19 protein-coding genes are annotated in these 24,568 nt (G+C 36.0%); 4 read left to right on the forward strand and 15 right to left on the reverse strand.

Annotation, left to right across the window (positions count from 1 at the left end):
• Positions 1 to 4: 4 nt before the first annotated feature.
• The 10 genes from H4J67_RS05525 to H4J67_RS05570 form a co-directional block, all read right to left on the reverse strand.
• On the reverse strand, positions 5 to 1,165 hold the full coding sequence (locus H4J67_RS05525) for a hypothetical protein (RefSeq protein WP_182203126.1): 1,161 nt from the start codon (positions 1,163 to 1,165) through the stop codon (positions 5 to 7).
• Complete coding sequence (locus H4J67_RS05530) at positions 1,165 to 2,307, reverse strand: glycosyltransferase family 2 protein (protein WP_182174118.1); 1,143 nt, start codon at positions 2,305 to 2,307, stop codon at positions 1,165 to 1,167. Before H4J67_RS05530 ends, H4J67_RS05525 begins: the two co-directional genes overlap by 1 nt.
• The gene (locus H4J67_RS05535; RefSeq protein ID WP_182174115.1) at positions 2,304 to 2,819 is read right to left on the reverse strand and encodes a serine O-acetyltransferase; all 516 of its coding nucleotides are present in this window, start codon (positions 2,817 to 2,819) and stop codon (positions 2,304 to 2,306) included. Before H4J67_RS05535 ends, H4J67_RS05530 begins: the two co-directional genes overlap by 4 nt.
• Positions 2,806 to 4,002, reverse strand: a complete 1,197-nt coding sequence (locus H4J67_RS05540; RefSeq protein WP_182174112.1) for a glycosyltransferase — start codon at positions 4,000 to 4,002, stop codon at positions 2,806 to 2,808. Before H4J67_RS05540 ends, H4J67_RS05535 begins: the two co-directional genes overlap by 14 nt.
• A gap of 79 nt (positions 4,003 to 4,081) precedes the next feature.
• On the reverse strand, positions 4,082 to 5,191 hold the full coding sequence (locus H4J67_RS05545) for a glycosyltransferase (protein WP_182174109.1): 1,110 nt from the start codon (positions 5,189 to 5,191) through the stop codon (positions 4,082 to 4,084).
• A gap of 8 nt (positions 5,192 to 5,199) precedes the next feature.
• Positions 5,200 to 7,545: a hypothetical protein gene (locus H4J67_RS05550; protein ID WP_182174106.1), complete on the reverse strand. Its 2,346-nt coding sequence runs from the start codon at positions 7,543 to 7,545 to the stop codon at positions 5,200 to 5,202.
• Positions 7,546 to 7,759: 214 nt separating this feature from the next.
• Positions 7,760 to 8,773, reverse strand: coding sequence for a THxN family PEP-CTERM protein (locus H4J67_RS05555; protein ID WP_182174103.1), 1,014 nt, complete (start codon positions 8,771 to 8,773; stop codon positions 7,760 to 7,762).
• A 187-nt stretch (positions 8,774 to 8,960) separates the two neighbouring features.
• Positions 8,961 to 10,331 carry an exosortase gene (gene xrt / locus H4J67_RS05560; protein ID WP_182174100.1) on the reverse strand — a complete coding sequence of 457 codons (1,371 nt, stop codon included), beginning with the start codon at positions 10,329 to 10,331 and terminating at the stop codon, positions 8,961 to 8,963.
• A gap of 32 nt (positions 10,332 to 10,363) precedes the next feature.
• Entirely contained in the window at positions 10,364 to 13,087 is a 2,724-nt protein-coding gene (gene prsT / locus H4J67_RS05565) for an XrtA/PEP-CTERM system TPR-repeat protein PrsT (RefSeq protein ID WP_182174097.1), read from the reverse strand.
• An 80-nt stretch (positions 13,088 to 13,167) separates the two neighbouring features.
• The gene (locus H4J67_RS05570) at positions 13,168 to 14,022 is read right to left on the reverse strand and encodes a ThiF family adenylyltransferase (RefSeq protein ID WP_182174094.1); all 855 of its coding nucleotides are present in this window, start codon (positions 14,020 to 14,022) and stop codon (positions 13,168 to 13,170) included.
• Between the two features lie 195 nt (positions 14,023 to 14,217).
• Here H4J67_RS05570 and prsT (H4J67_RS05575) point away from each other — a divergent pair, with 195 nt between their 5' ends.
• Entirely contained in the window at positions 14,218 to 16,965 is a 2,748-nt protein-coding gene (gene prsT, locus H4J67_RS05575; protein ID WP_182203128.1) for an XrtA/PEP-CTERM system TPR-repeat protein PrsT, read from the forward strand.
• A gap of 113 nt (positions 16,966 to 17,078) precedes the next feature.
• Here the strand turns inward: prsT (H4J67_RS05575) and H4J67_RS05580 are convergent, their stop codons facing one another.
• Both H4J67_RS05580 and H4J67_RS05585 read right to left on the reverse strand, forming a co-directional pair.
• Positions 17,079 to 17,885 carry a PEP-CTERM/exosortase system-associated acyltransferase gene (locus H4J67_RS05580; protein WP_182203130.1) on the reverse strand — a complete coding sequence of 269 codons (807 nt, stop codon included), beginning with the start codon at positions 17,883 to 17,885 and terminating at the stop codon, positions 17,079 to 17,081.
• Between the two features lie 112 nt (positions 17,886 to 17,997).
• On the reverse strand, positions 17,998 to 18,822 hold the full coding sequence (locus tag H4J67_RS05585; RefSeq protein ID WP_182174085.1) for a patatin-like phospholipase family protein: 825 nt from the start codon (positions 18,820 to 18,822) through the stop codon (positions 17,998 to 18,000).
• 152 nt (positions 18,823 to 18,974) lie between these two features.
• On the opposite strand from H4J67_RS05585, the gene H4J67_RS05590 reads away from it, so the two are divergent.
• A complete protein-coding gene (locus tag H4J67_RS05590; RefSeq protein ID WP_182203132.1) occupies positions 18,975 to 19,751 on the forward strand; it encodes a serine protease in 777 nt (258 codons plus the stop codon).
• A 6-nt stretch (positions 19,752 to 19,757) separates the two neighbouring features.
• Here the strand turns inward: H4J67_RS05590 and H4J67_RS05595 are convergent, their stop codons facing one another.
• From H4J67_RS05595 to gpmI, 3 genes are all read right to left on the reverse strand, one after another.
• Positions 19,758 to 20,522, reverse strand: a complete 765-nt coding sequence (locus H4J67_RS05595) for a divergent polysaccharide deacetylase family protein (RefSeq protein ID WP_259368500.1) — start codon at positions 20,520 to 20,522, stop codon at positions 19,758 to 19,760.
• 336 nt (positions 20,523 to 20,858) lie between these two features.
• Entirely contained in the window at positions 20,859 to 22,010 is a 1,152-nt protein-coding gene (locus H4J67_RS05600) for a peptidoglycan DD-metalloendopeptidase family protein (RefSeq protein ID WP_182203133.1), read from the reverse strand.
• 28 nt (positions 22,011 to 22,038) lie between these two features.
• The gene (gene gpmI / locus H4J67_RS05605; protein WP_182203135.1) at positions 22,039 to 23,580 is read right to left on the reverse strand and encodes a 2,3-bisphosphoglycerate-independent phosphoglycerate mutase; all 1,542 of its coding nucleotides are present in this window, start codon (positions 23,578 to 23,580) and stop codon (positions 22,039 to 22,041) included.
• Positions 23,581 to 23,831: 251 nt separating this feature from the next.
• Between gpmI and H4J67_RS05610 the strand changes: the two genes are divergently transcribed.
• Together H4J67_RS05610 and grxC are read left to right on the forward strand one after the other, a co-directional pair.
• A complete protein-coding gene (locus H4J67_RS05610; protein WP_182174070.1) occupies positions 23,832 to 24,260 on the forward strand; it encodes a rhodanese-like domain-containing protein in 429 nt (142 codons plus the stop codon).
• A 26-nt stretch (positions 24,261 to 24,286) separates the two neighbouring features.
• The gene (gene grxC / locus H4J67_RS05615) at positions 24,287 to 24,541 is read left to right on the forward strand and encodes a glutaredoxin 3 (protein ID WP_182174067.1); all 255 of its coding nucleotides are present in this window, start codon (positions 24,287 to 24,289) and stop codon (positions 24,539 to 24,541) included.
• Positions 24,542 to 24,568 lie beyond the last annotated feature (27 nt).

Consider the following 24,568-nt stretch of genomic DNA (forward strand, 5'->3'; position numbering starts at 1 on the left):
ACCCTTAAGATAATTTTTTAAATGCTGGTTTTGGGAGGATGAAATCACGGTAAAGGTGAGGGTTACCTGTTTCCCCTGCCTCTGCTGCTTTCGCTATATTATACATCTCACGTGCAGATGTATAATGCAGTGAGTATTTTTCGCCATCATTGTATTTTGTTTCTAAATAGCTATGCATATCATGACGATCTTGACCGAGAAGTGTATCCATATCAGGTTCTTGAGTACCATGGGTGTGAACTTTAATAAAAACCCACTCCGGACGTCCTTTTACATGTATGTGTGAACTAACCCATTGATCTATTCGAGAGCGAAGTGGTGGGACTTTTTTACGTACATCGGCATTTTCGATGTGAGGTAAACCTTTAGCTGTTCTCCATTTGAAATTCAAGCCTATTGGGCCTTGAATCATCATTAAGTCACCTTGCTGTGTTTGGTTCACTCTAACATCAATACCGGTATCATGCCCTTTGCAATGGCCATCTCTACCCGTTGCATAATAAATAGCATTTACTTTGCTTGTTTGGCTTGGGCTCGGAGATGATGGCAATGTCATATCAACATAGCATCCCGTTGCTTTTAATAAGCTAAGTTCATTATTGATACCGCAATGAGCACCACCGGGTAATGAGTTATCTAATGCCCAATTTCCATGGATAAATGCATACATTATTTGTCCCGTATCAGGGTGTATCGATAAAGCTCCGTGATCTTCATTTAGTGTTTTCGCGAAACTCTCAATGGTCTTAGTAAAGTTCTCAGCAGTGTCATCTTCATGGTGTAAATGAATCTCTATTTCACCAAAACCGTGGTAACACATGTCAGAAAGTTTGGCCAAATGTTCATATCGATATTCCTCTTCTGGATAGAAGAAACAATGCTTTGGCATATGTCCATCAGCATCCTTATGCTGCTTAGCCATTTCAGGATATTCATTGAACCAACGATCTACGCGTGCTCGCTCTACTTCAATATCGTCATTTCTCCATTGCGGTTCATAATGATCAACAAAGCAGAAAAGAACATGGGTTGTCCCATCAACTTTTGGACGTGAAATAATTTGTTTGATATATGGCACAAACCACATATGCATTTCTTTCAACTTCAATACTCGCCAAAAAACGATAGCTGATAAAATGATTAAACCAATAACAATGTACAACATTAAGAATTCTCTCCTTGACGGGCGGTTCTTTTCCAACCACCACTCTTATGACCTTTACAAAAACGTAAAAAACCTTGGGCTAACGCAATATTCATTGATACAAAAAAGCTAATAATTGCAACGGGTTTATTTACGTGTTTTTGTTGATTAATTCTTTTCAAACCAATAAGGCCAGTACCATAAAAAGCTATTTGCAGGGCTAAAATAAGATTAAAAAAATCGTTTCCTAGTAAACTAGCATTAGCGATAAATAAAATAAGCATTAAATGAGGAGCAAACCATCGCAAAACTTTATGTGACCAGTAGCACCAACTCATAATACCTAACATTGGTGAAAGTGCCCAAAGATTGGCGAAGAATGCTTTATAGTTGCCGATACCAATACGTACACGGCGGCCAAATTCATCTTGCATTGACGGTGCTACTTCTTCTTTCGCAATTGCTTTATTATTGTAAACAACATCATAGCCTTGCTTTTTAACATTCATGACAATGCAGAAGTCATCGACAATGGTATCTGTAGATAAGGGAATATAAAGATCTCTATAAAGTGCGTAAATTGCACCGTTGGCACCTAATAATGAACCAAGTTGAGATTCTGCTTTTTTAAGGAATTGTTCATATTTCCAATAAAAGCCATCTAAATTTTGATTGCCATCATCTGTTTCTAAAATTAACTCACCAGATACAGCTCCAATATTATTGTTAAAGCTTGAGACTAATACTGAAATAGCATCAGTATTAAAATCTGTGTTAGCATCGGTAAATACTAATATTTTCGCTTTAGATTTTGCAATTAAATCATTTAATACTGATATTTTTCCACGATTTACTTCATAGTTAAAAGCGATAACCCTAGGATCTGAGAATGACTCAATAATTTTTCCTGTATTATCTTCACTGCCATCAGAAGCTACTAAAACCTGAACTTTTCCAGGGTAATCTTGAGCCAATGCATTCTCTATACGTTCTTTAATGCAAGACTCTTCATTATAAGCCGCGATAATCACATCTACACTTGGTAGGTCTGTCGGCATTTCCATTTTAATTTCTTTTGGCGTAACAAATACCTTAAGAAGCAAAGGGTAGAGTAGGTACGAATAAATAATCAAAAATAATGCTAGCCAGAATAAAGTTATCATTTATCAGTTCCTTTATTTAATATTCTACCGGGTATACCAACTGCGGTTGCCCCATCTGGAACATCTTTTACAATAACTGCATTTGCACCAATTTTGGTATTATTGCCAATCATTACATTTCCGATAACTTTTGCACCCGCCCCAATAAAAACATTATTACCTAATACGGGCGATTTTCCTTTTTCATCACCGATAACAACGCCACTTTCAATAATGACATTTTTACCACCTCTAACTTTTGAGTTGATCACTACACCGATGGGATGAACTAAGACAAAGCCATCACCAAATTCTGCTTTTGCTCCTATTACACAGCCATAAAGCACCTTATTTATCCATTGTATTACCAAAACTAAAGGAAATAATAGTTTAAATTTTGTGAGATAAGATGTTAATCGATATAAAATATTAGCGCCAGTACCATCTGTGAAAATGACCCGTAATAAACTAATATTAGCACCGTCGTCAATAAATAGGCGTTGTTTACTTTTTAAATCGTTAAATATTTTCATTGTTAAATGCCAAGCCTAAAATACTTTTTGCGTTATGTAACCATTGTCTTTCGTTAATTATATAATTTCGAGCATTTATACCTACTGCAGTTAGGTGCTCTACATCTTGAGATAGTGATAAAACAGCATCAACACATTGTTGCTTATTGCCTATTTCAAAAAGCCAGCTATTCTCTTTATCAGTGACTACTTCTTTCATAGGCTCAAATGCTGGCACGACCATACCACAAGCCATTGACATAAACTCAAAATGCTTCATCGATGACCCATATAAATTAGAATCAGGTAAAATACCAAAATCCATTGCAGAAACATATTTTGGAACATCTTTATGTTCTACTTTACCGGTAAGTACTATCTGATCTTGTAGGTCATATTTTTCTACTAATGCGATGATATCAGGATAACAAACGCCATCACCCACCAATAGTATGGACAAATGAGGATTTTTTTTTAGTTGTGGAGCGATTTCTTCGATAAACCAAACAATTCCGTGCCATTTTACAAAAGCACCAACATAACCACACACTATTTTATCAGTTAACCCAAGTGTAGATTTAACACTCTCTTTTTCATATTTACTTGGATCAAAGTACTCAGGATCTGCGGCATTAGGGCAAACGATTGATGGGGCTATATTACTATAGTGAGTCTGAGATAGTTTTTGAAAATAAGTAGAAATGAATACGAGTCCGGTAGCATTAGTAAAACACCATTCTTCAATATATTTGGCTAAAGAGCGTAAAAATATTGGCCTTACCCGTTCTACTAATACCGAATCATTAATTTCAAGAATGAAAGGAATATTACGTCGTTGGGCAATTTTGATCCCAAGAAACATAAAAAGAGAATAGCGTTCATAAATGAGCTGCGTTTTTTTGTGCGCTAAAGATTTAGGTAAGCGAAACAAAATAATTAGATTGTAAGCGAGTTCAAAGAGTTCAAAAACAAATTCTGGAAAGTATTTAGTAATTTTGGCCAAAAAAGTGAAAGGGGAGCTTTTAACTACTTTTGCCTGATTTTTAGTAACTTCGGAACTATTGTTGTCTTTTTCAGGATCTGAGCCTGGAAATGACAGAATATTAACGCAATGACCAAGTTTTCGTAATGCAGTTACAATACCTAATATATGAACGCCTTCTGCTCCTTTTCCTCGCGTTCTGTGATGGTATAATATGTTCATGTATGTAATTTTCTCCATTTTTTTTATATATAAACTTAGTTTTCTCGATTAAGTTTTAATTAAATCAACGCTAAAATATTCAAACTTCTTCTAACGCACCTTTAAATAAATTTACATTTTTTTCCCAATTAAACTGTTCTGCACTCTTAATAATATCGGTTTTATTCCATTCATGAGATAGTGCTAATTCAAGTGCATCAGCAACTTTTTTGTTGTCTATACCATTAACTAAATAGCCATTAACACCATTGACTAATATTTCTGGTATCCCGCCAACAGCAGTCGCAACAGAAGGGATGCCACAGCTCATGGCCTCTAAAACAACATTTGGTACACCTTCAGCGTGACTCGGCAATAATAAAAGTTTTGACTCTTTCAAAATACTTGCTATTTCTTGGTGGCTTTTAGCCCCCAAAAACTGAATATTTCCCAGTATACCTTTTTTTGTAGCTTCCTGTTTTAATTCAGCTAAATCAGGTCCGTTGCCAATATAAATGAGTTGATAAGAGGGATGCTTTGGTAAAATCAGGTGAAAGCCTGCTAATGCTTCAAAGGCTCCTTTACTTCTTTTTATGTTACCAACAAATAAAATTTGTTCTTTTGCTGGTGTATTTGTAGGACTAAAGAGTACTGAATTCACACCATTGTATATAACTGTTGGCCTATCTTTGTCGACGCCAATGGAAATTAATTTGTCACTGAGTGCGCTGCTAACACAAATGATCTTTTGGGCTTTATTTCCTACCCAGGAAATTTGCTTTCGCCTCGCTGCATAATTGGTATGAATATTTATATCACTGCCGTGGACTTTTAAGAAAAAAGGGATCTTGAGTAGCTTCGACAATAAATAACCTGCTACACCATCGGGATATGCCCAACATGTTAATAGTAGGTCTGGAGATGTCCGCTTGATCCAGCTAAAAGAGTTTAGCCATAATGATAAAAATAGTAATATCCCATTAATAGGGGAGCCTATAATAGGAATATAAAACTGCCAAGCATACTTAATATTTTCGGTTGATTTAGTATCATTTTTTATCCATTCAGGAAATGCGATAGGAACAACAATATTAATATTGAAGTCCTTTGCTAATAAATCAAGCTGAATTTTATTATAAGTCCCTCGTGTAGGTTGCCATGGAAGTGGGTAAACATTTGTTACAACGAGTAAATTCTTTTTTTTATTCATTTTATTCTTTAATAACTCTCAACGACAATAAATTTCCATTGACCATAATCAATTAGAGAATTTCTCCAAGGGAATTGTGCTAGCTTAACAAAGCCATAATCTAAAACAAGGTTATATACCCCAGTATTAGAAATACCTAATTCATTTAAAGAATATGATAGTTTAGAGTTGCCTTCATTTATATCACCTTCTTTCAAATCAAGTGTTGAAATCAATGTAGAATACTCGTCGTATACTGACAACTTTCTACCAGAGGTCCATTCAAATGTTGCCGCACTGGAAAAGCTTATTTCTAAATTATCAGTTTTTAGTACCTTTGTGATAGGGGCGGGGTATATTTCTGTAATACCTGCAACAGGCTCCGTAAGGGGCCCTTTATATGCTATTGGCCAAGTTGCAGAGTTGTCCGGATCAACTGGCACTGTTTGGTTAATGTTATCGACAACTGCAAAAATCCATTGACTATGACTTACTTTTGCTGTTTTCCAAGGCGTACTTTGAAATTTTGCAAAGCCAGAGTCAATAGTTATATAATAGATACCTACGTTTTTAATACCAAGATCTGAGAGTAAAAATGAAATACTATGCTCTCCTTCATTTGGACTTCCAGGTTCTAAATCTATATCGGCAAGGAGGTTAGCATTATTATCATAGAGCTTTAATTTACGGTCACTTGTCCATTCGTATACAGTGACACTGGAAAATTGTATTTCAAGCTTATCGAGCAATGATACTTTTGTTAGAGGAGCAGGGTATACGCTTGTGATCCCAGTGACACTTTCAATGAATGGGCCTGCAGTAGCTAATGGCCAGCTATCTATAGCCTCAGGATCAATAATAATGTTATCTTTCGAATCGAAAGGACCATCACCAATAGTCTTTCCTTCAAATGCGCCTAAATCTGGATATGCTCCCTCAATTGTTCTAGGAGAGGTCATAGTATTTTCATTATATTGGGACGTTAAAGGATGCAGATCGCTAGAGTTTTTATCCGATAAGGTAGCGCTGTCAAGTGCAGAAGAGCCATTTCTTAGTTTAAAGTTATAACTGTCGATGTCGGTAAATCCAATCGTTTTACCAAGTATCATCTTACTGTTGTTAGTATAACTTCCTGAAAATTCTATGTTATCAGCATTGACTGCCGTATTTGTACTTACCCAATTGGTACCAGAGAGCGTGAGGTGACCAAAACCAGATAGCCAACTAACATTGGTGTCACCATGCGAATAAAATATATTATTTGAAGCTTCTACTGACTCATCATTAGTGTCCATGATAAATAGTCTTGTTCGCCAGCTTAAGGGCAAAGAATCATGTGTCGAATAAATATCTAAGAAAACGGTGTTGTGGAAAAAGTGTAATGTGCCTTTACGATATATATCAGTAACCCCTGTATCTCCACCATAATGAATTAAACGTGAAGCATAAACTCTATTTTCGTGATTAGCTGCACTAATTATTGTGTTCCCGTAAACCCATGTATCATGAAAATTAGGTTCTTGGGTGAGTATCTTGTAACTGTCTTCAGGGTCGACGAGGTCAATCGCATATGCACCTGCAAAAATTTTGTTATATCGGATAACAGTGCCAGATGAACGGTCTTTAATTGCGGCACCTTTCGATAAAGGTCTAAGAGAATTTATTTTGTTGTACTGTATGATAATCCCTGCTGCTTGCGTATAGATATTATGCTGCCTAAAACTGTTTTTTACACCATTATCCGAAAATGTATTGCCTTCAATAATAATATCACGTGAAATCTCTTCTTCACTATTTTTTGAGAGAACAAAGATACCATTACCATTATCAATAATCTGACAGTTTTTTACGGTTAAAGTGTCTACCAAACTGGCCCATATTGCAGCAGAACTTTGGGCATAATTTCTCTCTTGACCAAATTGGTCGGTAAATTGGTTCGTAGTTGAGGCGCCAGTGAGAATTAAGTTTTTGATGATGATGTGGGATGGTTTTAATCCCCAACGCATGCTCCGATCTCTTTTAATTAGGATAAGTCCATTTGCTTCATCCCATTGCTCACTAAAAAAACTGATAAGGCTATCAGGGGTTGTTGCATTCTCTCCCGAAATAATAGGTAGTTTACCCTCAAAATTGGCGACTCCAGATATGGTGACTGGTTTGTCTTTAGTACCTATGCTACGTAAACCTATTTTTGTTCTGTAAGGTTCTTCTCGATAATGAATTAATACGGTGTCGCCAGCTATAAGTTCTAACCATGGGACTGTATTTAAATTTTCATATGGTTGGTTAGGCCCAACCTTATAGGTGTCTGCGAATGTAAAAAAAGAAGTGAAAAGTAGAATGGGTATACTGAAGTTTAGTTTTATTGAAATCATAGCTATATCCTTAACGCAAACCTTTATTGAAAATTAACAAAAATCCAATAAGAAAAATGTTTTAGTTTGATTAATTGTAGTTAAATATTTTTAATTATGGGGAAAAATTAATGATTCGACGGTGAAATATAACTAAGTTTAAGATTTTTATCATAATTTAATGAAAAAAAAACCGACTTATTAAAAGCCAGTTTTTATAATATTACTTTTGCAATTATACGTTACGTTTTCTTCTACCAGCAAAGCCTGTAGCAATTAGACCTAAACCAAATAATGCGATAGCTGTTGGCTCTGGAACTGTACGTACTTTAAATTGTGCAATAAGTTCGTTTGATTGTTGTTCTTTAGTTACGAAACCAGCACATAAGTCAGCACCATTAATACCACATTGTTCAGGTGCTAATGTTGTTAGACCAGATAAACGAGTTGTTACGTAGTATAAAGTGTCGCTCCAACCTGGAATTGGTTGGCCTGTTGCTGTTAAAAGTACAAATGGAACGGTAAATTCTAAAAAGTTATCACCAAATGTTACGAAATCTTGAGCTATTGTGGGGATAGTTAGTGCGAATATATCACCACAACCGTTAGCGTTATCGTCAACGTAATTTTCCACACCGTTAGGACAAAGGCCATTAACATCTACACCTTTATTTGGTGTTTCTGTAAATGTCATTGCAAATTGAAGTTGAGGAGCAAAGTAAGGTGCATCAGCTGTAGGGTCGCTTTCGCCAGGCAGTGCAACCCATGATGTTGGTGTTAATGTTAAACCATCAAATAAGCTACCAGAAACTAAAGAATCACCCGTAATAACCCAGTTTTCATGAGTCATCGAAGTACCTTGAGCCCAGTTCAAATCATTAGTTGAAATACTGCCTTCAATAGGGCTATCAATGTATAAGCTACTCTGAGGGTCGCCACTATTCGCGCCTGCTGCAGGAGTACCCCAAGTTAAGGTTGTGTGCAATGCATTGTCAGTACCATCAACGATGATATTGCCGTTCGTATCTAAAATGTTATCACCATTTACAGTTAATGCACTATTATCACCAGTTGAAGAGTTACCTGAAGCAACAACATCATCAGCAGTAGTTGTTGTAGCACCTTCACTAGTCCAAGTAGCGAAACCTGCTTGGTTGTTATAAGTCCATTCTGTAACTACACCAGCGTTTGCTGCGTTTGCTAATGTTGCTGCTAGTATAGTTGCGCAGACTTTAAGTTTCGTATTCATGCTATATCCTTGTGCTGTTTATTAAAATTGATTAAATTCGTTGTCTGACCATGAAATGCACTGTCCATGCCAATACTTTAAACTTCTTTCTTAACAGTAACTTAATTTTTTTCGAATAACAGAAATAATCTTAGTTGTAAAATATACTGACACCTTATTTGCAACACATAAGAGTTTAAAATCGTATTTAATTTATTTGTTGAATTTTCCATATTAATTTAGTTCCGCTTTTTCCCAGCAGTGCATTCACTAGTTTTACTTTCTTCAATTTAGTTAAACTTACTGTTTCGAACATGTGGGCTTGAAACTTATAAGCGATATCATAGCTGCTACCATTTTTGATAACTTGCATATAATTCCAGTTTACAGTTTCATTGCTCTTGAGTACTTGCCAATTTTCTGGAATAAACTCATTTAAATAAAAATCAACTGAGTTTTCGAGCCCTTTTGAATCGAAGCTATATGTGATGATGAATTCTTGGTCATTTATTTTGTTTTGACAAACTTGATACTGATTATGTAATTGGGGAAGAGGTATAGAAGTAGTGATTTCGTGACAGATATTGTTTTTTGAAAAAGCCACACTTGGAATAGCTTTTTTTACAAAATCGGAAATTACTAGTACAAGCAATGCAGAGAAAATTATTGCTGTTGTATTTACTCGATCGCTTTGCGGGTTCTGTTTCTTAGCGTTAGTTTCACCAACCGTGACGAATCTCTGACCAAAATAAAATAGCGAAACCATAAATGGTATATATAAATACCAGCCAAAAGAATTATGGTCTGCCATTAAGCTACTTTCCATGTTGGTATAATTACCGATAACTATAAGGCCTGTGATTCTTATCCAGTTTGTTAGCAATGCCCCTAGAACAGCAATGCATAAAAATAATGCACCATGCGATGCCTTTTTTATATTAAGAAAAATAAATAAACTTGATATGGCAAGTGAAACCAATAAATACCGTAAACCACTACAGCCTCCTGCTATTTCAAATACACCGGGAGGGATAGTTATAATATTACCTTCAACATAAGTGGGAATGCCGGTATAGCCCATAATAATAGTAACCGCATCTGTCGAAATATTTTGCAGAGTAGATGTTAAAGCTCCCCATACGGGAATAAGAAATATTAAAAATAATGAAGGGAAAAGCACTTTAAGCGTTGGTTTAAAGATAATAGCAATTATAGAAGTAAGAAAGAGTACTAATGTGGTTCTATAGCCAAATGGAAATTGCGCTAAACTAAAAGTGGATAATGCATAAGCGCAAACAATGGTAATGACAATGCATAGTGGATTTAACTTATTGCTGAACTGCAGCTTCCCCTCGTTAAATAATATCCAGTATAAATAGATGCTAATTATTGGAATAAGGTATGCGTGAGAATATGTTCCATCATCGAAGCTATATATCCAAATATTCTCAATAATAGGTAGCTGCGTAAGAGCAATAAATAAGTAAATTAGAGTGAGAATAACGAGAGGAAAATATTGTTTAATATAGAACACAGCTAGCCTTTTAAACAAATTGTAATTAGAAATAAAGGCGCCCAATTGAGCACCTTTCGTTAGATTAGTTTATATCACTACTCTTTTACGTCCAAGTTATTTTCTTTTAATAACTCTTTTGCTTTATCGAGTTGATTGTCTGCCTTATAAGCATCAGCTAAGTGAACGATGATTTCGGTGTTACTAGGTGATAACTCATATGCAAGGGTGAGTACTTTAAGTGCTTTCGGTAATCGGTTGGTTTTAGTCAAAATTATACCGTAAGTATCAAGTATTTGTGGGTGGTTAGGCGCTAATTCTATAGCTTTTGCAGAAAAATAATATGCTTGTTCTAAACTGTTTTGCTCTAAATATGTCCAAGCAATATTATTTAGGGCGACAACATCATTAGGATTTTTTTCTATCATCTTTTTATAGCTATTTATCGCATCCACGGGAGAATTCTTTACATACAATTCAGCAAGTAATCTACTGAATAAAGGTGTGTTTGGTGCTATTTTTAATTCAGTTTCAAGAAAATTTATCGCTTCATCCACCTGTCCATTATCCCTATATGCCGTTGCTAAAAAAAGTCCTGTAGATGTTCTTTTGTTTAACTTTAAAGAGCGAGATAAGTAATCTATAGCACGAGGGAAGTTCGACTGTGCTAGCGCAAGCTGTCCTTGAACTCTTAATAGAAAGGCATGGTTTGGCTCAATTGTTGATAAGCGTGTAATTTTTTTATTAGCAGTTTCAATTTGATTCGTCGCTAACAGATAATAGCCTTCTAGTACTTGTAGTTGAAAATGATTATGTAATTTCTCTTGTGATAATGCTTCCTTTGTTACATATAATGCGAGTTTGTATTGTTTCTTTTGATCTAATATATCTATATAACTCAAAAAAGCAGCTGAATTGTTTGGCTGCGCATTTTGCCATTTTTTATACATATCAGCTAATTTTTCATCATTATTATTAGCTAGTAAAGCATTAGAGAGAGCTAAAAAATAGAAATTAGGTAACACGTTGTAATCGGTTAATGTTTCTAAAATCGATATAGCTTGTGGGTAGTCTTTTTTAATGATTAAACGTCTAGACATTATCACTTTAGGCCATATAGCGTTAGGCGACTCTTTTATGAATTTTAATATTTTTGCTTCTAAAAACTGAGGTGTATTTTCTTTCAATGAGTTGCTTATCGCTAAGCGGTAAGCGTATGGGTATTCTAAATCAATCGAAAATAGCTTATCTAAGTAGGCATTTGATTCACTATATTTTTTTTCGTCAGCAGTGATTACTGCCAAATTAAAGAATGAAATTATGCTCTCAGGTTTAATTGTAAGGGCCTGATTAAAGTATTTTTTAGCATCACTAATATTCCCTGACTTCATTGCAATATTTCCACGAAGGATTATTGCGGCAGTGTTACTAGGGTTTGTTTTTAGCCATTTGTCGGCAATTTTTTCTGCTTCTAATATTTTATTATCTTTCAGGTAATTCATTGCTAAAGCAATATTTGCTGCTTTAAAATCAGGGTCTAATTTAATCGCCTTTTTTAGTTCATCTAAGCCAGATTTATCTGTATTAAGTAGCTTTATTATACCAAGTTGAGCTTTTATAGTCGCATTATCAGGAGCCAAATTATTAGCCATACTGAACATTTCTTGTGCCGCTTTCTTGTCACCCTTATTAGCTAACTCTCTGCCTATATTGACATAAAGTGAAGCGTCGTCAGCCGTTAAGTTTGAGAATTGGGCTAGTGTTTCATTAAGCTCTTCGGTGTAGCCTAATTTCACTTGTAATAACGCAAGAACTTTATGTACTCTATGGTCTTTAGGTAATAAGTCGGCAATGGCATTAAGTTGATAATAAGCCTGATTATAGCTTTTTAATTGATAACTACTTAGTCCTGAAATCATCTGAGCAAGTGCATTATTGGTACTATTAACGACTTTATCTGCTAGCTCTTTTGCTGCTTGGTAATCTTCATCTGAATATTTTACTTGTGCAGCTAATAGATTGATTGTTGGATGGTTATCATTAATCTGAAGAAGCGCTTCTATATGTGGTTTTGCTGCGTCGAAGTTACCTGCTTTAATATAGTTATGAGCGACAAGTGTCCTAATACCAAAGTTTGCTGGCTTCAATTTATAGTAAGCTGAGTAGGCTTCCGCAGCTTCTTGGTATTGTTCGTTATTACTGAGAATACTACCTTTCAATAATAAGGCTTCTTGAAATGTACTATCTTTCTCAAGTAAATGCTTTAAAAGCGACAAGGCTTCATCAGTGTTATTTTCATAGGCAGCAATTAATGCGTTCCCCAAAATACTTTGTAGAGAGTCACTGTTAAGATTATTCGCCTTATTAATATTCTCTTTTGCTAAGTCTATTTTGTCAGTACTTAAGTAAGCTTGTGATGTAAGTAATAGTGAATAAATTTGATCTTCAAGGTTTTTGAAATCTATAAGGTTCAATGTATTAATAACATTGTCAAATTGACTTAATGAGAGTTGCGTTTTTGCCAACATTAAAATTGCCTGATAATTTTGAGGATTGTTAGCTATAGCTCGCTTAAACTCCTTTTCTGCACTCAAATAATTGTCGGCACTAAGGTAAATTTTACCTAGTAAGTAACGAGCCTCGCTATGTTCGGGTTCTTTTTGTAGAATGTTTTTTAAATTGATAGCCGCTTCAGATTTTTCATTTTGCGAAATTAATGTTTTTGCTTCGATCAAAAGTTGTTCGTTATCTTTTGGAGATGAACAAGAAATAAGAGTTAAAAGCAGTGTAGGGAAGAGAATATTTCGGCAACGGTTATTCATTTGAAGTCCTTTTACATACCCACCCCAAGACTATAGAGGTTGAATTATGATTATAATGTTTTAGTTTTATTACCTCTAGTCTACTTACACACAATCCTTTTAGCAATATGAAACATGATTCTTGGTATTAAGCCTGCATTACCAAATGGTCGCCATGTTTTTTTGAATTTATTGCGATAAGCATCGAAATGAAGACCGTGTGGTGCAGCAATTATTTCTCCACGACCCAATAATATTTTAAGTGCATAAGTTTCTGCTATGCCAGCACAAAGGTTAACTGCCATAGGTGTAGAAGGGCCGCGTTTTTCTTTAAAACTAACTCGGCTTTCATCTACTAGGTATGAGCGCTGTAACATGGCGGGAGATAAACCGATTAAAAATTGAATGAGTTGATCGTCTTCAGTTTGTTTGTCTTCAAAACGAAAATACTCTTCATAAGTCATTTTTCCAGGCAGAAAGCATAAGAAAGCAGCTCCCATTCCAAGAGGCGCAGCTGTAATTACGGGGATGTTTTTTTCATAACATTTTTTAAACACTGTTTTTCGAGCTTCTAAGGCAAAAAAATCTAATGCATCAACATATAAATCAATACCTTCTAGAAATTCATCTACATTATGCTCAAAAACACCTTCCGGAAAAGACTTTATCTGTGCTTCAGGGTTGATGTCGAGGGTCATTCGTTCCATTACATCAACTTTTTGTTCTCCTAAAGTTGACATGAAAGCGCCCGATTGACGATTAAAATTATGTACTTCAAAATCATCGAAATCAGAAATGTGAAAATTTCCAACACCCAGTCTGGCTAAAGTCAGAAGATGTACTCCGCCTACGCCACCAGCGCCAGCTATAGCTACGTTTTTCCCACGAAGAATTTGTTGCTCATCTTCAGTAACCCAACCAATGTTTCTAGAAAAAGCTTTTTCATAGTTAAACATTCTATATACCTTTAAAATTTGTAATTATGTGAATAGCCGAAGAAATTAAATTGTACCCAGTAAGTCATGTTACAAATGTCCAACCTTATTATACTTTGTATATGTTGTGATGATTTATATTTCATATAATAAGATGACTTAATGCTTTACTATTATATGTAAGTATTTAATCCAACAAAAGATACAGGAAGTTTAATGAGATTTTTAAAGTCGATAATGTGTATAAGTGTTGTTTTGGTTTTATCTGCATGTTCTGACAATGAGTCGGCACAAACATATATCGCTAAAGCAGAGAGTTCAATTTTAGCAGAGAAAAACAACGCCGCAATTATTTCATTAAAAAATGCCCTTAAAGTTGATGGTAAAAATGCATATGCTAGATTCTTATTAGGCCAGTTATATCTTGGCGCAGGAGATGCTGAAAATGCAGTAAAAGAGTTAGAGCGTGCTAATACATTAAAATATGACCTTGATAAAGTGCTACCTTTATTAGCTCGTGCCTATATATTGACAGAATCTGATGATGATGTTTTAGCGCTTGAAATACACGAAAAGTCTTTATCAATACCAAATACTCAATACCTCGCCTATAAAACTTTAGCAGCATTGAGATCTGGAAAAAATGATCTTGCACAGGCAATAGTTGATGAAGCACTTTCTCTATTTGGATCCGATGGCTACAGCCTGTTAGCGAATGCCTATTTAGCCTTTTCAACACAAAATATTGATCATGCAAGTTCACTTGTGAAGCAAATTTTAACGACAATGCCAAACAATGCTGATGCACTTATGTTGCAAGGTCAGATTGCGACGGTTGAAAAAAACTATGCTTTAGCTGTTGTTAGCTTTAAGCAATATCAAAAAATGCAACCAAATTCAGGTAAAGTGCAATTTTTTATCGCTGATTCGTTAATCAAAAATGGCCAGTATGATGAGGCTGAAGCTATTGCCGATGTTATTTTAGCAAGAATTCCGACTCAACCTTTTTTACAATATATTAAGGCGATAGCACGCTTTGAAAATAAAGACTACAAAACGGCAAACGTTCTTGCTAATCAATCGTTAAGTTCAGGGTTTAATTCTTTTAGCTTGAAATTAGTTGCCGGGGCAAGTGCTTTTTATTTGCAAAACTATGAGCAAAGCCATCTTCATCTGAAAGATTTGACTTCATATTTACCCGCAGAACACCCGGTCAAAAGAATGCTTGCGTTAAGTCAATTACAGTTAGGTTTGATTGATGATATTAGCGAAACACTAAATGGTTACGACTCAAATAATAAAGAAAACGCACAGTTTTTATCTACATTAAGTTATGGGTTACTAGAAGTAGGGGCTTACGAAAAAGCACAAGAAATGGCTAATTATGCCTCTAGTGCAGAGAATATGACGGCTAAAGAAGTTGCAAGAGCGGGTATTTTGAAACTGATGATGAACGACCCTTCTGGCATTGAAAAATTAGAATTAGCTTTACAGCAAGACCCTGAATTGATTTCAGCAGAGCTTGCACTGGCCTTTGCTTCAATTCAGTCTGGAAACTTGGCTAGAGCAACTAAAATTGCAGACAAGTGGTTGGAGTTATACCCAAATAAAGCAGGGGGACATAATCTACAGGCGACAATTTTATTCAAAAACAATAAATTTGAGGAAGGAAAGGCTGCATTAGAGAAAAGTCTAGCATTAGAGCCTAATAATGTGTATGCATTAACAGAAATTGTAAAGTTGGTTGCTTATCAAAAAGATACCAAACAAGCTACGTTATTGACAGAGCAGGCACTTAAAGCATATCCGAATAATGTTGAAGTTCTTCGCCTATACTTTGAGTTTCACAAAAATGAAGAAGGCTTAGAGGTGATTGCTCAGGCTCAAAAAAGTAATGCCGATAATGTCAAACATGGAATGCTATTAGCCGAAGTTCTTATACAGTTAGATCAATTTAGGCAAGCTAGTACGATGTTGAATGGTTACCAATTAAGTGGAAGAACGCCAAAACGTTATTGGCAGTTAGTACTTATGGCTAATGCTAAACAGCCAGATGCTAAAGATGTCTATTCAATCTTAGATAAGTGGTTTAAGAATAATCCTTATCATATTGAACCTGCCTTTTTATTAGCAAATTATTGGACGAGTAAAAAATCTCCTGACAGAGCATTGGGTGTATTAGATGAAGCCTCTAAAAAGCATCCTAACAATCTAATGATTAATTTGGTGAAAATGCAGGTTTTATTAGACAGTGGTGGCATAGCGGATGCGAAAGATTTGTTTAAGTCATTAGACCAATTTGATGTTAATGAAGATTTAAAAGCAGGAATAGAAGGTAGGATTTTCTTACTGGAAAGAAATTTTATTGATGCAATACCTAAACTTCAGCAGCAGTATAAGGCCAGAGCTACTAGTAATAATGCGTCGTTTTTAGCTTTTGCTTTGGAAGGAAATAATCAAAAATCGCAAGCTATTGAGCTGTTAGAGCAGTTTTCTGATAAGGAAAACATAGAAAATAAAATTGATCATCGCGTTAGCCTGAGTTTAGCAAATATGTATTTAGCTGAACATAAAGATAAAGCTATTATTGAATATGAACGACTTATTAAAGCTAGCCCGAACAATATTGTGGCCTTAAATAATTTATCATGGCTGTATATGGAAGACAAAAAATATTTACAGGCCCTGAAATATTCGAAACAAGCCTATGCTATTAATTCTACAATACCGAATGTCGTTGATACTTACGCTCAGGTCTTATTAAAGTTAGATAATAAAGTAGAAGCATTAGCAAAAGCAAAAGCAGCTTATGATTTGTCTAAAGGGAAAGATACTGATATTGCTTTAAACTACGTAAAAACGTTATTAGTAAATAATAATAGAGTAGAAGCCCAACGTATATTAAGCGTAATAACGGTGGTATCAGCGGAGCAAATAGAGAAAAAAAGGAAATTGTCTGAATAGTTGAAGGTTTGTTGTATTAGTAGCGAAAAGAGAAGAAGTACATTTTATTTTCGCTACTGTTATCAGTATTTTCTATGATGATATTATGACCAGTGAATATTCGAAATAGTTAATTAAAACTGGCTACGGATATCTTTTTGTATTTCTTTATACAAGCTCTTAAAGCCACTTGTTAGGTTTTCTAAAAATATTTCAGCATTAATATAATAGGGAGCACGTAAGCCATGATATTCAATGGGCTCACCAATTTGTACAAATTTAATGCCAACAAACTTCATACTACGGGCTAAACGTGGCTCCATCATTACATAGGCATGTTTTATACCAGTATCGATAGCTAAAGTGCCAGCAACCATATATAAACCAATCGCAATAAATGGAAAACATCGCAGTTCTGATTCAGAATATGAACTTTCACTAATGGCACCAATGGCAGAACCCTTAAAACGATCTGATTTACGACGTCTGAAGTCAGCTTTTACGGCCAAGCGAGAAATCTCACCAATTTCTTCACGTTTGAATCTTTTAGGATCGTAGTCTTTGTTTTGAATCGCGCCATAACAAAATTTTTCAATCGGTAACAATTCATCTTCATTGCTTGAGCGAACTATACGTACGCAACTGGTGTAATTATTGGTTGGTTTGTGCTGAATTAGAGCAAAAATAGAGTGAGAATCAAAATCATCCATTTCCATGCCATCGTCTTTTTGGTTTTCGAAGGCTAATTCGTCACAATAAACATTGTGACGAATTTTAAATACTTCGTTACGTAGGCTATTAGTAGAGGCGTATTGTGGCTTGAGAAACTTGGTAAAATGCTCAGCAATATTTCCGGCATCATGATTGACCTTAAACGACGCCACTTTTTTTGCGACATCGCCAATGATAGGGGAATTTAATATTAATTTGCTTAGACTCATTTTCTCATCCATTTGTCTTCATGTTATTTCGTGATAGAAGTCATTACGTCACGAGACATACTATTAATATAACCTAATATCTGAGAAATATTACTATTAACTGTTAAAAATTTTATTTTTTTCCCAGTTTTATCGGTAATATTTCCTCTGCTGTTTTAAAGCCAATATCAAATAAGCTTTGTTTTTGCTCTGTCGTCATGGAAAAGTCTACGGCAGAGTAATTGCCAATATTAACTACTACGGTATTGTGCCAGAAGGCTTCATTAATATATTCGCGCGAGATCGTGGTCATAAAGGTACGAATAAGCAGGGTCACGTACATATAAATTGGGAAAAAACCTTTTATATTAACTTCATTATTTTCATGCTCACCTTTAAGGCGAAAACATAGTACCGGTGTACCGTCTTTTGCCCAGTCTCGATGGAGGGCGTCTTCAGATAAAATACTGCCGTCAACCATGACCTGTTCGCCAAAAGTCTTGAAACTAAATATTAAGGGAATGGACATCGAGAATCGTACCGCCAGCGATACTTTTACATCAGGGGTGAGCTCTTTGTTGAATATAACGGGGGTACCTTTAGCGACATCTGTGGCAACAATATGTAAGTTATAATCGAGCTCGGCAAATGTTTTTCCACCGAGTAGGCCATCCATCCATTGTTCAAAACGGTCACCTGAACTTAAACCACCGTTGCGAATTAATTTTAATAATGAAAATTCTCGGAACTTGTTATAATTAGTATTTAACGCGATATCTTTAATTTCAGCAGGGCTTAAGCCAGCTGCAAATAAGCTGCTAACAATACTGCCACCCGAAACTCCTACTAAGTGATTGAAGTCGATGTCATAAGCTTGTAACGCATGTAAGATACCAACGTGTGCAGGCAGTCGCGTGCCGCCGCCAGCGAAGATAGGAACTACCGTTTTTTTTGTCATATTGTTTAACGACCTTAAGAAATAGCTGCCTACAGGGATATAACATATTGTTATGATTATTTTAATTATGAGTAATCATAGCTGTTTTTGCGAGTAAAACGCAGTAAACTTATTGACGATAAATAATATTTATAATGAATGGAGGGTTTAAGATGCGTTATTTGAAAATAATATTAAGTGTTTATTTAATTTTTTATACCAGCTCAGTACTAGCCGATTTAGCGGATACCGTTGAAAAAATAAAACCGTCAGTAGTGGGTATTGGTGTTCATACGCCATCGGGTCGCCAGCAAAATAGTTTGAACGGCAGTGGCTTTGTTATCGGTAATGGCCGCTATGTGGTCACTAATTTTCACGTTTTACCCAAAGAACTTGATGCAAATATTCTTCAACAGATGGCGGTGTTTACTGGCTCTGGGAAAGCGGCGAAAGTGCGAACCGCTGATATTGTTGCTAGTTCGCAGTTGCACGATATCGCCGTACTAAAAATCCATGGCGCGCCACTGCCCGCGATGCAACTTGCAAGTAAAGCGTTTAGTCGAGAGGGCAGCTATGTTGCTTTTACGGGCTTTCCTATTGGCGCTGTTTTAGGCCTATACCCTGTGACCCACCGCGGTATTATTGCCAGTATTACGCCAACGATAATCCCGGTGGATAATGCTCAACAAATTAGTATTAAAATGTTGAAAATGTTACGTAATCCTTATTTAGTTTATCAACTTGATGCTACCGCTTACCCTGGCAATAGTGGCAGTGCTTTATATGATGTTGATTCAGGAGAAGTGATTGGTATTATTAATAAGGTGTTTGTGCAGGAGTCAAAGGAAGCGGTTATTACTAATCCTAGTGGCATAACATACGCGATTCCGGTTAAATATTTATTAGCCTTACTAAAAAAAGATAACATTGATTATCTCGGTACTAATTAGTAATTTTTAGTCTTCAGTTATGACAGTAAGGTCTTGCAGGATTTTGGGTGAGTCTATTAAGGATGAAACGGGCACTAAGTCAATATCAAGGGCTGCAAGTAACGGTATTAAACGATTGAGTGCAGCGATCGTTTCAGGGTGAGGGTGCGCAATAGCCACCACTGATTTATATTGCTGGGCGTGCTCAATAAGCTGCATAAATTGTTGATCAATATAGTCAGTGGTTAATTCGTTATCTAAAAATATTTGTCGGTGGGTTGTTGGAACGCCTACCTGAAGGGCAATATGTTCTGCTTTGGTTTTGTTGGTAGTAACACTGTCGATAAAAATTAAATCTCGCTCTTTTAAAAAACGCATGGTCCACATCATTGGATTATAAAGTTTGGTTAGTTTACTCCCCATGTGGTTGTTGATGCCAATAGCAAAAGGTATCTCAGCGAAAGCAAGTGCTAACTGATCGCGGATTGACTCTTCATTCATTTTGACGGTTAGTGCGCCAGGCCCTAGCTTTTTACCATTTTCTGCTTCCATTGGGATATGCAAAATAATTTCGTTATTTTTATGATAGCCTTCTAAAGCCAGTCTTTTACCATAAGGCGTATGGGGGAGAATAGCGAAGGTTATTGCGCCGGGTAAGGTAAGCACGGCAGCATCACTTTTTCGGTAACCAATATCGTCAATAATAATGGCAACTTGTGCGTTTTTAGCGGTTGCTAAAGGCGTTATACTTAGTAACGTCAATAAAATAATTAGTTGTGGGAATAAAGGCAAAAGAACTCTTAATTTGGAATACATCATTATTGACCAAGATTATCAGTAGAAAAAGTTAAAATCGAGGAGAAGTTAACTTTTTATCTTCATTTAAACCACACTGTAGGGGTTACTGCCTGACGCATCGCTGTGTATTTCGAAATAATTACAGCGGATTGACTGTTTTTATTTATTAGAAAAAATAAGCCTCAGTAGGCAATATATATTTTTACTTTATTTAAACCAAGCTTTAGGGTTAACTGCCTGACCATCGCTGCGTATTTCGAAATAATTACAGCAGATTGACTGTTTTTATTAGCAGAAATAATAAGACTCAATAGGCGCTATATTTTCACTTTATTTAAACCAAGCTTTAGGGTTTACTGCCTGACCATCGCTGCGTATTTCGAAATATAATCCAGATTGACTCTGCCCACCACTTTGTCCAACAAGTGCTATCGGTTCACCGGTTTCTACGCGGTCACCTACCGATTTTAATAACGCTTGGTTATAGCCATATAGGCTCATATAGCCGGCGCCATGATCTAACACGGTGACTAAACCATAACCTTTTAACCAATCTGAAAATAATATCGTGCCGTTATGAATGGCTTTAACTTGTTTACCAACAGGAGCGGCTAACAAAATACCTTTCCATTTTAAGTAGCCTTGTTTGCGAGAGCCAAAACTGTGGCTAATTTTGCCTTTAACCGGCCAAGAAAGTTTTCTTTTAAGTTTTTTTAGGCCAACTAATTCTGTACTTTGTTTTGCTAATGCTGCGATTCGTTGTAATGCCACCACTAAATTTTGTTCTTCTGCCACTAATTGAGCTAACAGCTGTTTGCTACCAAGCAGCTCTTTATTTAATGCGCGAATAGTATTCTTTCGTTCTTGCTTAGTGTTTTGAAATACGATTTTCTGTTCGGCTTGTTGTTGTTTTATAGTGTTTAACTTTTTGGCTTGCTCTTGGTGTTGTGTCGTTACGGCGAGCAAATCACTTAAGACAATCTGAAATTGGTCAATTTCTTTGATGCGAGCATCGTTCAAATATTTATAATAGGTAACGGTACGCTCTACGCTAGCAGGGCTTTGCTGGTTAAGTAATAATTTAATATAGTCGTGATGTCCCGATGTATAAGCGGCTCTTAATTGTTGGGCTAACACTTTTTCTTGTTGCTGTTTCTTGTGCGTTAAGGTTATTTTTTCTTGCGCGAGTTCTTTTAATGTTTGCTGAGTATCTTCAAAATCATCTTGGGTTTTAATCATCGCCTTTACTATTTTAGCGATTGAAATATCGTCATTTCTTAATTGATTTTCTAAAGATGAGCGTTTATTACTCGTTTGTTTAATCGATTTTTCTTGCTCAACTATTTGCTGCTGAACTTTCGACAATGCTTGATTGGTTTTATTGGTCGTATCACCATTATTCGACGTCTGTTCAGTGGCGTTCACCGACATCAATACGCAGCTAAGGCTGAATATTGATGCAAATAAAGATATTTTTTTCACGGTAAATTTCATTTTAATAATAATTTTCTTAAATAAACTTCATTAACGAATGACCGGTCATTTGCTTGGGTTGCTCTATATCCATCAGCTGTAATATTGTTGGCGCAATATCACTCAACGCGCCATTTTCTGCTGGTTGAGCAGGTCGGCCAATATAAATTAGCGGCACAGGTTCACAGGTATGCGCTGTGTGTGCTTGCCCTGAATTGTTATCAACCATTTGCTCAGCATTGCCATGGTCAGCGGTAATTAAACACTCTCCACCCACTTTTTCTAAGGCGGCAACAACACGGCCAATACTGCTATCAACCGCTTCACAAGCAGCTACGGCAGCATCAAACTTTCCAGTATGACCCACCATATCACCATTTGGATAATTACAAACGATAAAGTCGTGTTCACCGCTTTCAATGGCGGCGACTAATTTATCAGTGAGTAACGCTGAATTCATTTCTGGCTGCAAGTCGTAGGTGGCAACTTGTGGAGAAGGTACTAAAATACGCTGTTCGCCAACAAATTCACTTTCTTTACCACCGCTGAAGAAGAAGGTAACGTGCGCATATTTTTCTGTTTCTGAAATACGTAATTGCGTTTTGTTGTTTTTCTCTAACCATTCACCCAGTACGTTCTCAAGTGCTACTTTAGGAAAAGCGATATTGGCTTTTATGTCACCGGCATATTCGGTGAGCATGACAAAGTCAGCAATAGCAGGACACTTCTTACGCTTAAAGCCAGAAAAGTCTTGTTCAGTAAAGCAGCGAGTAAATTGACGGGCACGGTCAGCTCTAAAATTCATAAAAATTAAGGAGTCACCATCATCAATTTCTATGGCTTGGTTGTTCTCGTCTACAATCGTGGAAGCAGCAACAAACTCGTCATTTTCATCACGGGCATAAGCGGCGGCTAATGCCTCAGTTGCGCTTGAATATTTATACTGCGCTTCACCACTAACCATTAAGTTGTAGGCTAATTCGACACGATCCCAACGTTGGTCACGGTCCATGGCATAATAACGACCAATTACCGAAGCTATCTGGCCACAGCCTAGCTGTTTGAATTTTTCTTGTGCTTTAATTAATGACGCTTCTGCGCTACGTGGTGGTGTATCACGACCGTCTAGAAAAGCGTGTAAGTAAATTTTACGGGTACCTTTTTCTTTAGCCAGTTCGAGCATTGAAAAAATATGATCTTCATGGCTATGAACGCCACCTGGTGATAATAAACCAAAAATATGTACGGCTTTATCATTTTTAACGGCTTTATCAACCGCATCATTAAGTGCTTTGTTGCTGTTAAATTCTTTATCTTTTATCGATTTGGTAATACGAGTGAAGTCTTGATAAACAATACGACCAGCGCCTAAATTAACGTGACCCACTTCTGAGTTGCCCATTTGTCCGTCAGGTAAACCTACTGCCATGCCTGAGGTGCCAATTAACATATGTGGATAGCGAGCATTTAAATCGTCGAGTACCGGCGTTCTTGCATGAAAAATAGCATTAGATTCTGTAGATTCTCGGTATCCCCAACCATCTAAAATCAGTAATACGGTAGGTTTTTTATTTGGCATTTTAGTTTCCATAACGGTGAAATTAGCTAATTATTCACCAGTATACCAAGGCAAATCAAGAATTGCTTGTGTGGTATTAGACAAAACATTTCAAATGGATTGTGTGCTTTTATTCGTTATCGGTCGGTTGTATCAACAAAAAAAACCTTTTCATTGATTTAATCACTTATCACGTAAAGTTCTTTTTGGGTTTGCTTGGTAATTCTGTATACTATCGTTAACTTTTTATTCAACCAATATTTATTATTTTTATGGATCAATTAATTATTTTTGCTGGTAATCATCCAGTGCTAAGCGCTGCTTGGGCAGCTATTGTCGTTCTTATTATTGTGACGACTATTCGTATTCAAATGTCTCCTATTAAGCAAATATCTACACAGGAACTTACTTTTTTAGTAAACCGTGAAGAAGGTGTAGTCGTTGATATTCGTACCGAAAAAGAATTTAAAGCGAGTCGTATCATCGATTCAAAAAATTTAGTGAAAGAGAAAGTATCAAATAATGATTTTGCTACCCTTGAAAACTATAAAGATAAACCCATCATAGTTGTATGTACCGCAGGAATTACTGCTACCCCGGTTGCTAATCAATTACTTAAAGCAGGCTTTACTAAAGTAAGTTTGTTAAAGGGTGGTATGAATTCTTGGGTTAATGCCGGTTTACCACTGGTTAAAAAATAATAGCTAATAACTAATAAAGGTTTGATATGACAGTTGATATTTATACTAAAGTAACTTGTTTTTACTGTATGCGAGCAAAAGCTTTACTCGAAGAGAAACAAGTAAGCTTTAATGAAATTAAAATTGACAATAATACAGAATTGCGCAATGCCATGATCAAGCGTAGTGGCGGTGTAACTGTGCCACAAATCTTTATTGGTGATCATTATGTCGGGGGCTGCGATGAACTATTCGCACTTCACGCCGCTAATAAATTAGATGAACTTTTAGCAAGAGATTAAAAGTCATCATTATATAAAATAATAAAT

This window comes from Colwellia sp. BRX10-4, from assembly GCF_014077465.1.
In the GTDB taxonomy this organism is placed as follows: domain Bacteria; phylum Pseudomonadota; class Gammaproteobacteria; order Enterobacterales; family Alteromonadaceae; genus Colwellia_A.

Coding starts and splice junctions, on each gene's coding strand:
- grxC (WP_182174067.1), top strand. CDS start 24,287: ATGACAGTTGATATTTATACTAAAGTAACTTGTTTTTACTGTATGCGA.
- prsT (WP_182203128.1), top strand. CDS start 14,218: ATGAGATTTTTAAAGTCGATAATGTGTATAAGTGTTGTTTTGGTTTTA.
- H4J67_RS05535 (WP_182174115.1), bottom strand. CDS start 2,819: ATGAAAATATTTAACGATTTAAAAAGTAAACAACGCCTATTTATTGAC.
- H4J67_RS05555 (WP_182174103.1), bottom strand. CDS start 8,773: ATGAATACGAAACTTAAAGTCTGCGCAACTATACTAGCAGCAACATTA.
- H4J67_RS05610 (WP_182174070.1), top strand. CDS start 23,832: ATGGATCAATTAATTATTTTTGCTGGTAATCATCCAGTGCTAAGCGCT.
- H4J67_RS05530 (WP_182174118.1), bottom strand. CDS start 2,307: ATGATAACTTTATTCTGGCTAGCATTATTTTTGATTATTTATTCGTAC.
- H4J67_RS05570 (WP_182174094.1), bottom strand. CDS start 14,022: ATGTTTAACTATGAAAAAGCTTTTTCTAGAAACATTGGTTGGGTTACT.
- prsT (WP_182174097.1), bottom strand. CDS start 13,087: ATGAATAACCGTTGCCGAAATATTCTCTTCCCTACACTGCTTTTAACT.
- gpmI (WP_182203135.1), bottom strand. CDS start 23,580: ATGCCAAATAAAAAACCTACCGTATTACTGATTTTAGATGGTTGGGGA.
- H4J67_RS05590 (WP_182203132.1), top strand. CDS start 18,975: ATGCGTTATTTGAAAATAATATTAAGTGTTTATTTAATTTTTTATACC.
- H4J67_RS05540 (WP_182174112.1), bottom strand. CDS start 4,002: ATGAACATATTATACCATCACAGAACGCGAGGAAAAGGAGCAGAAGGC.
- H4J67_RS05550 (WP_182174106.1), bottom strand. CDS start 7,545: ATGATTTCAATAAAACTAAACTTCAGTATACCCATTCTACTTTTCACT.
- H4J67_RS05545 (WP_182174109.1), bottom strand. CDS start 5,191: ATGAATAAAAAAAAGAATTTACTCGTTGTAACAAATGTTTACCCACTT.
- H4J67_RS05580 (WP_182203130.1), bottom strand. CDS start 17,885: ATGAGTCTAAGCAAATTAATATTAAATTCCCCTATCATTGGCGATGTC.
- H4J67_RS05525 (WP_182203126.1), bottom strand. CDS start 1,165: ATGTTGTACATTGTTATTGGTTTAATCATTTTATCAGCTATCGTTTTT.
- H4J67_RS05585 (WP_182174085.1), bottom strand. CDS start 18,822: ATGACAAAAAAAACGGTAGTTCCTATCTTCGCTGGCGGCGGCACGCGA.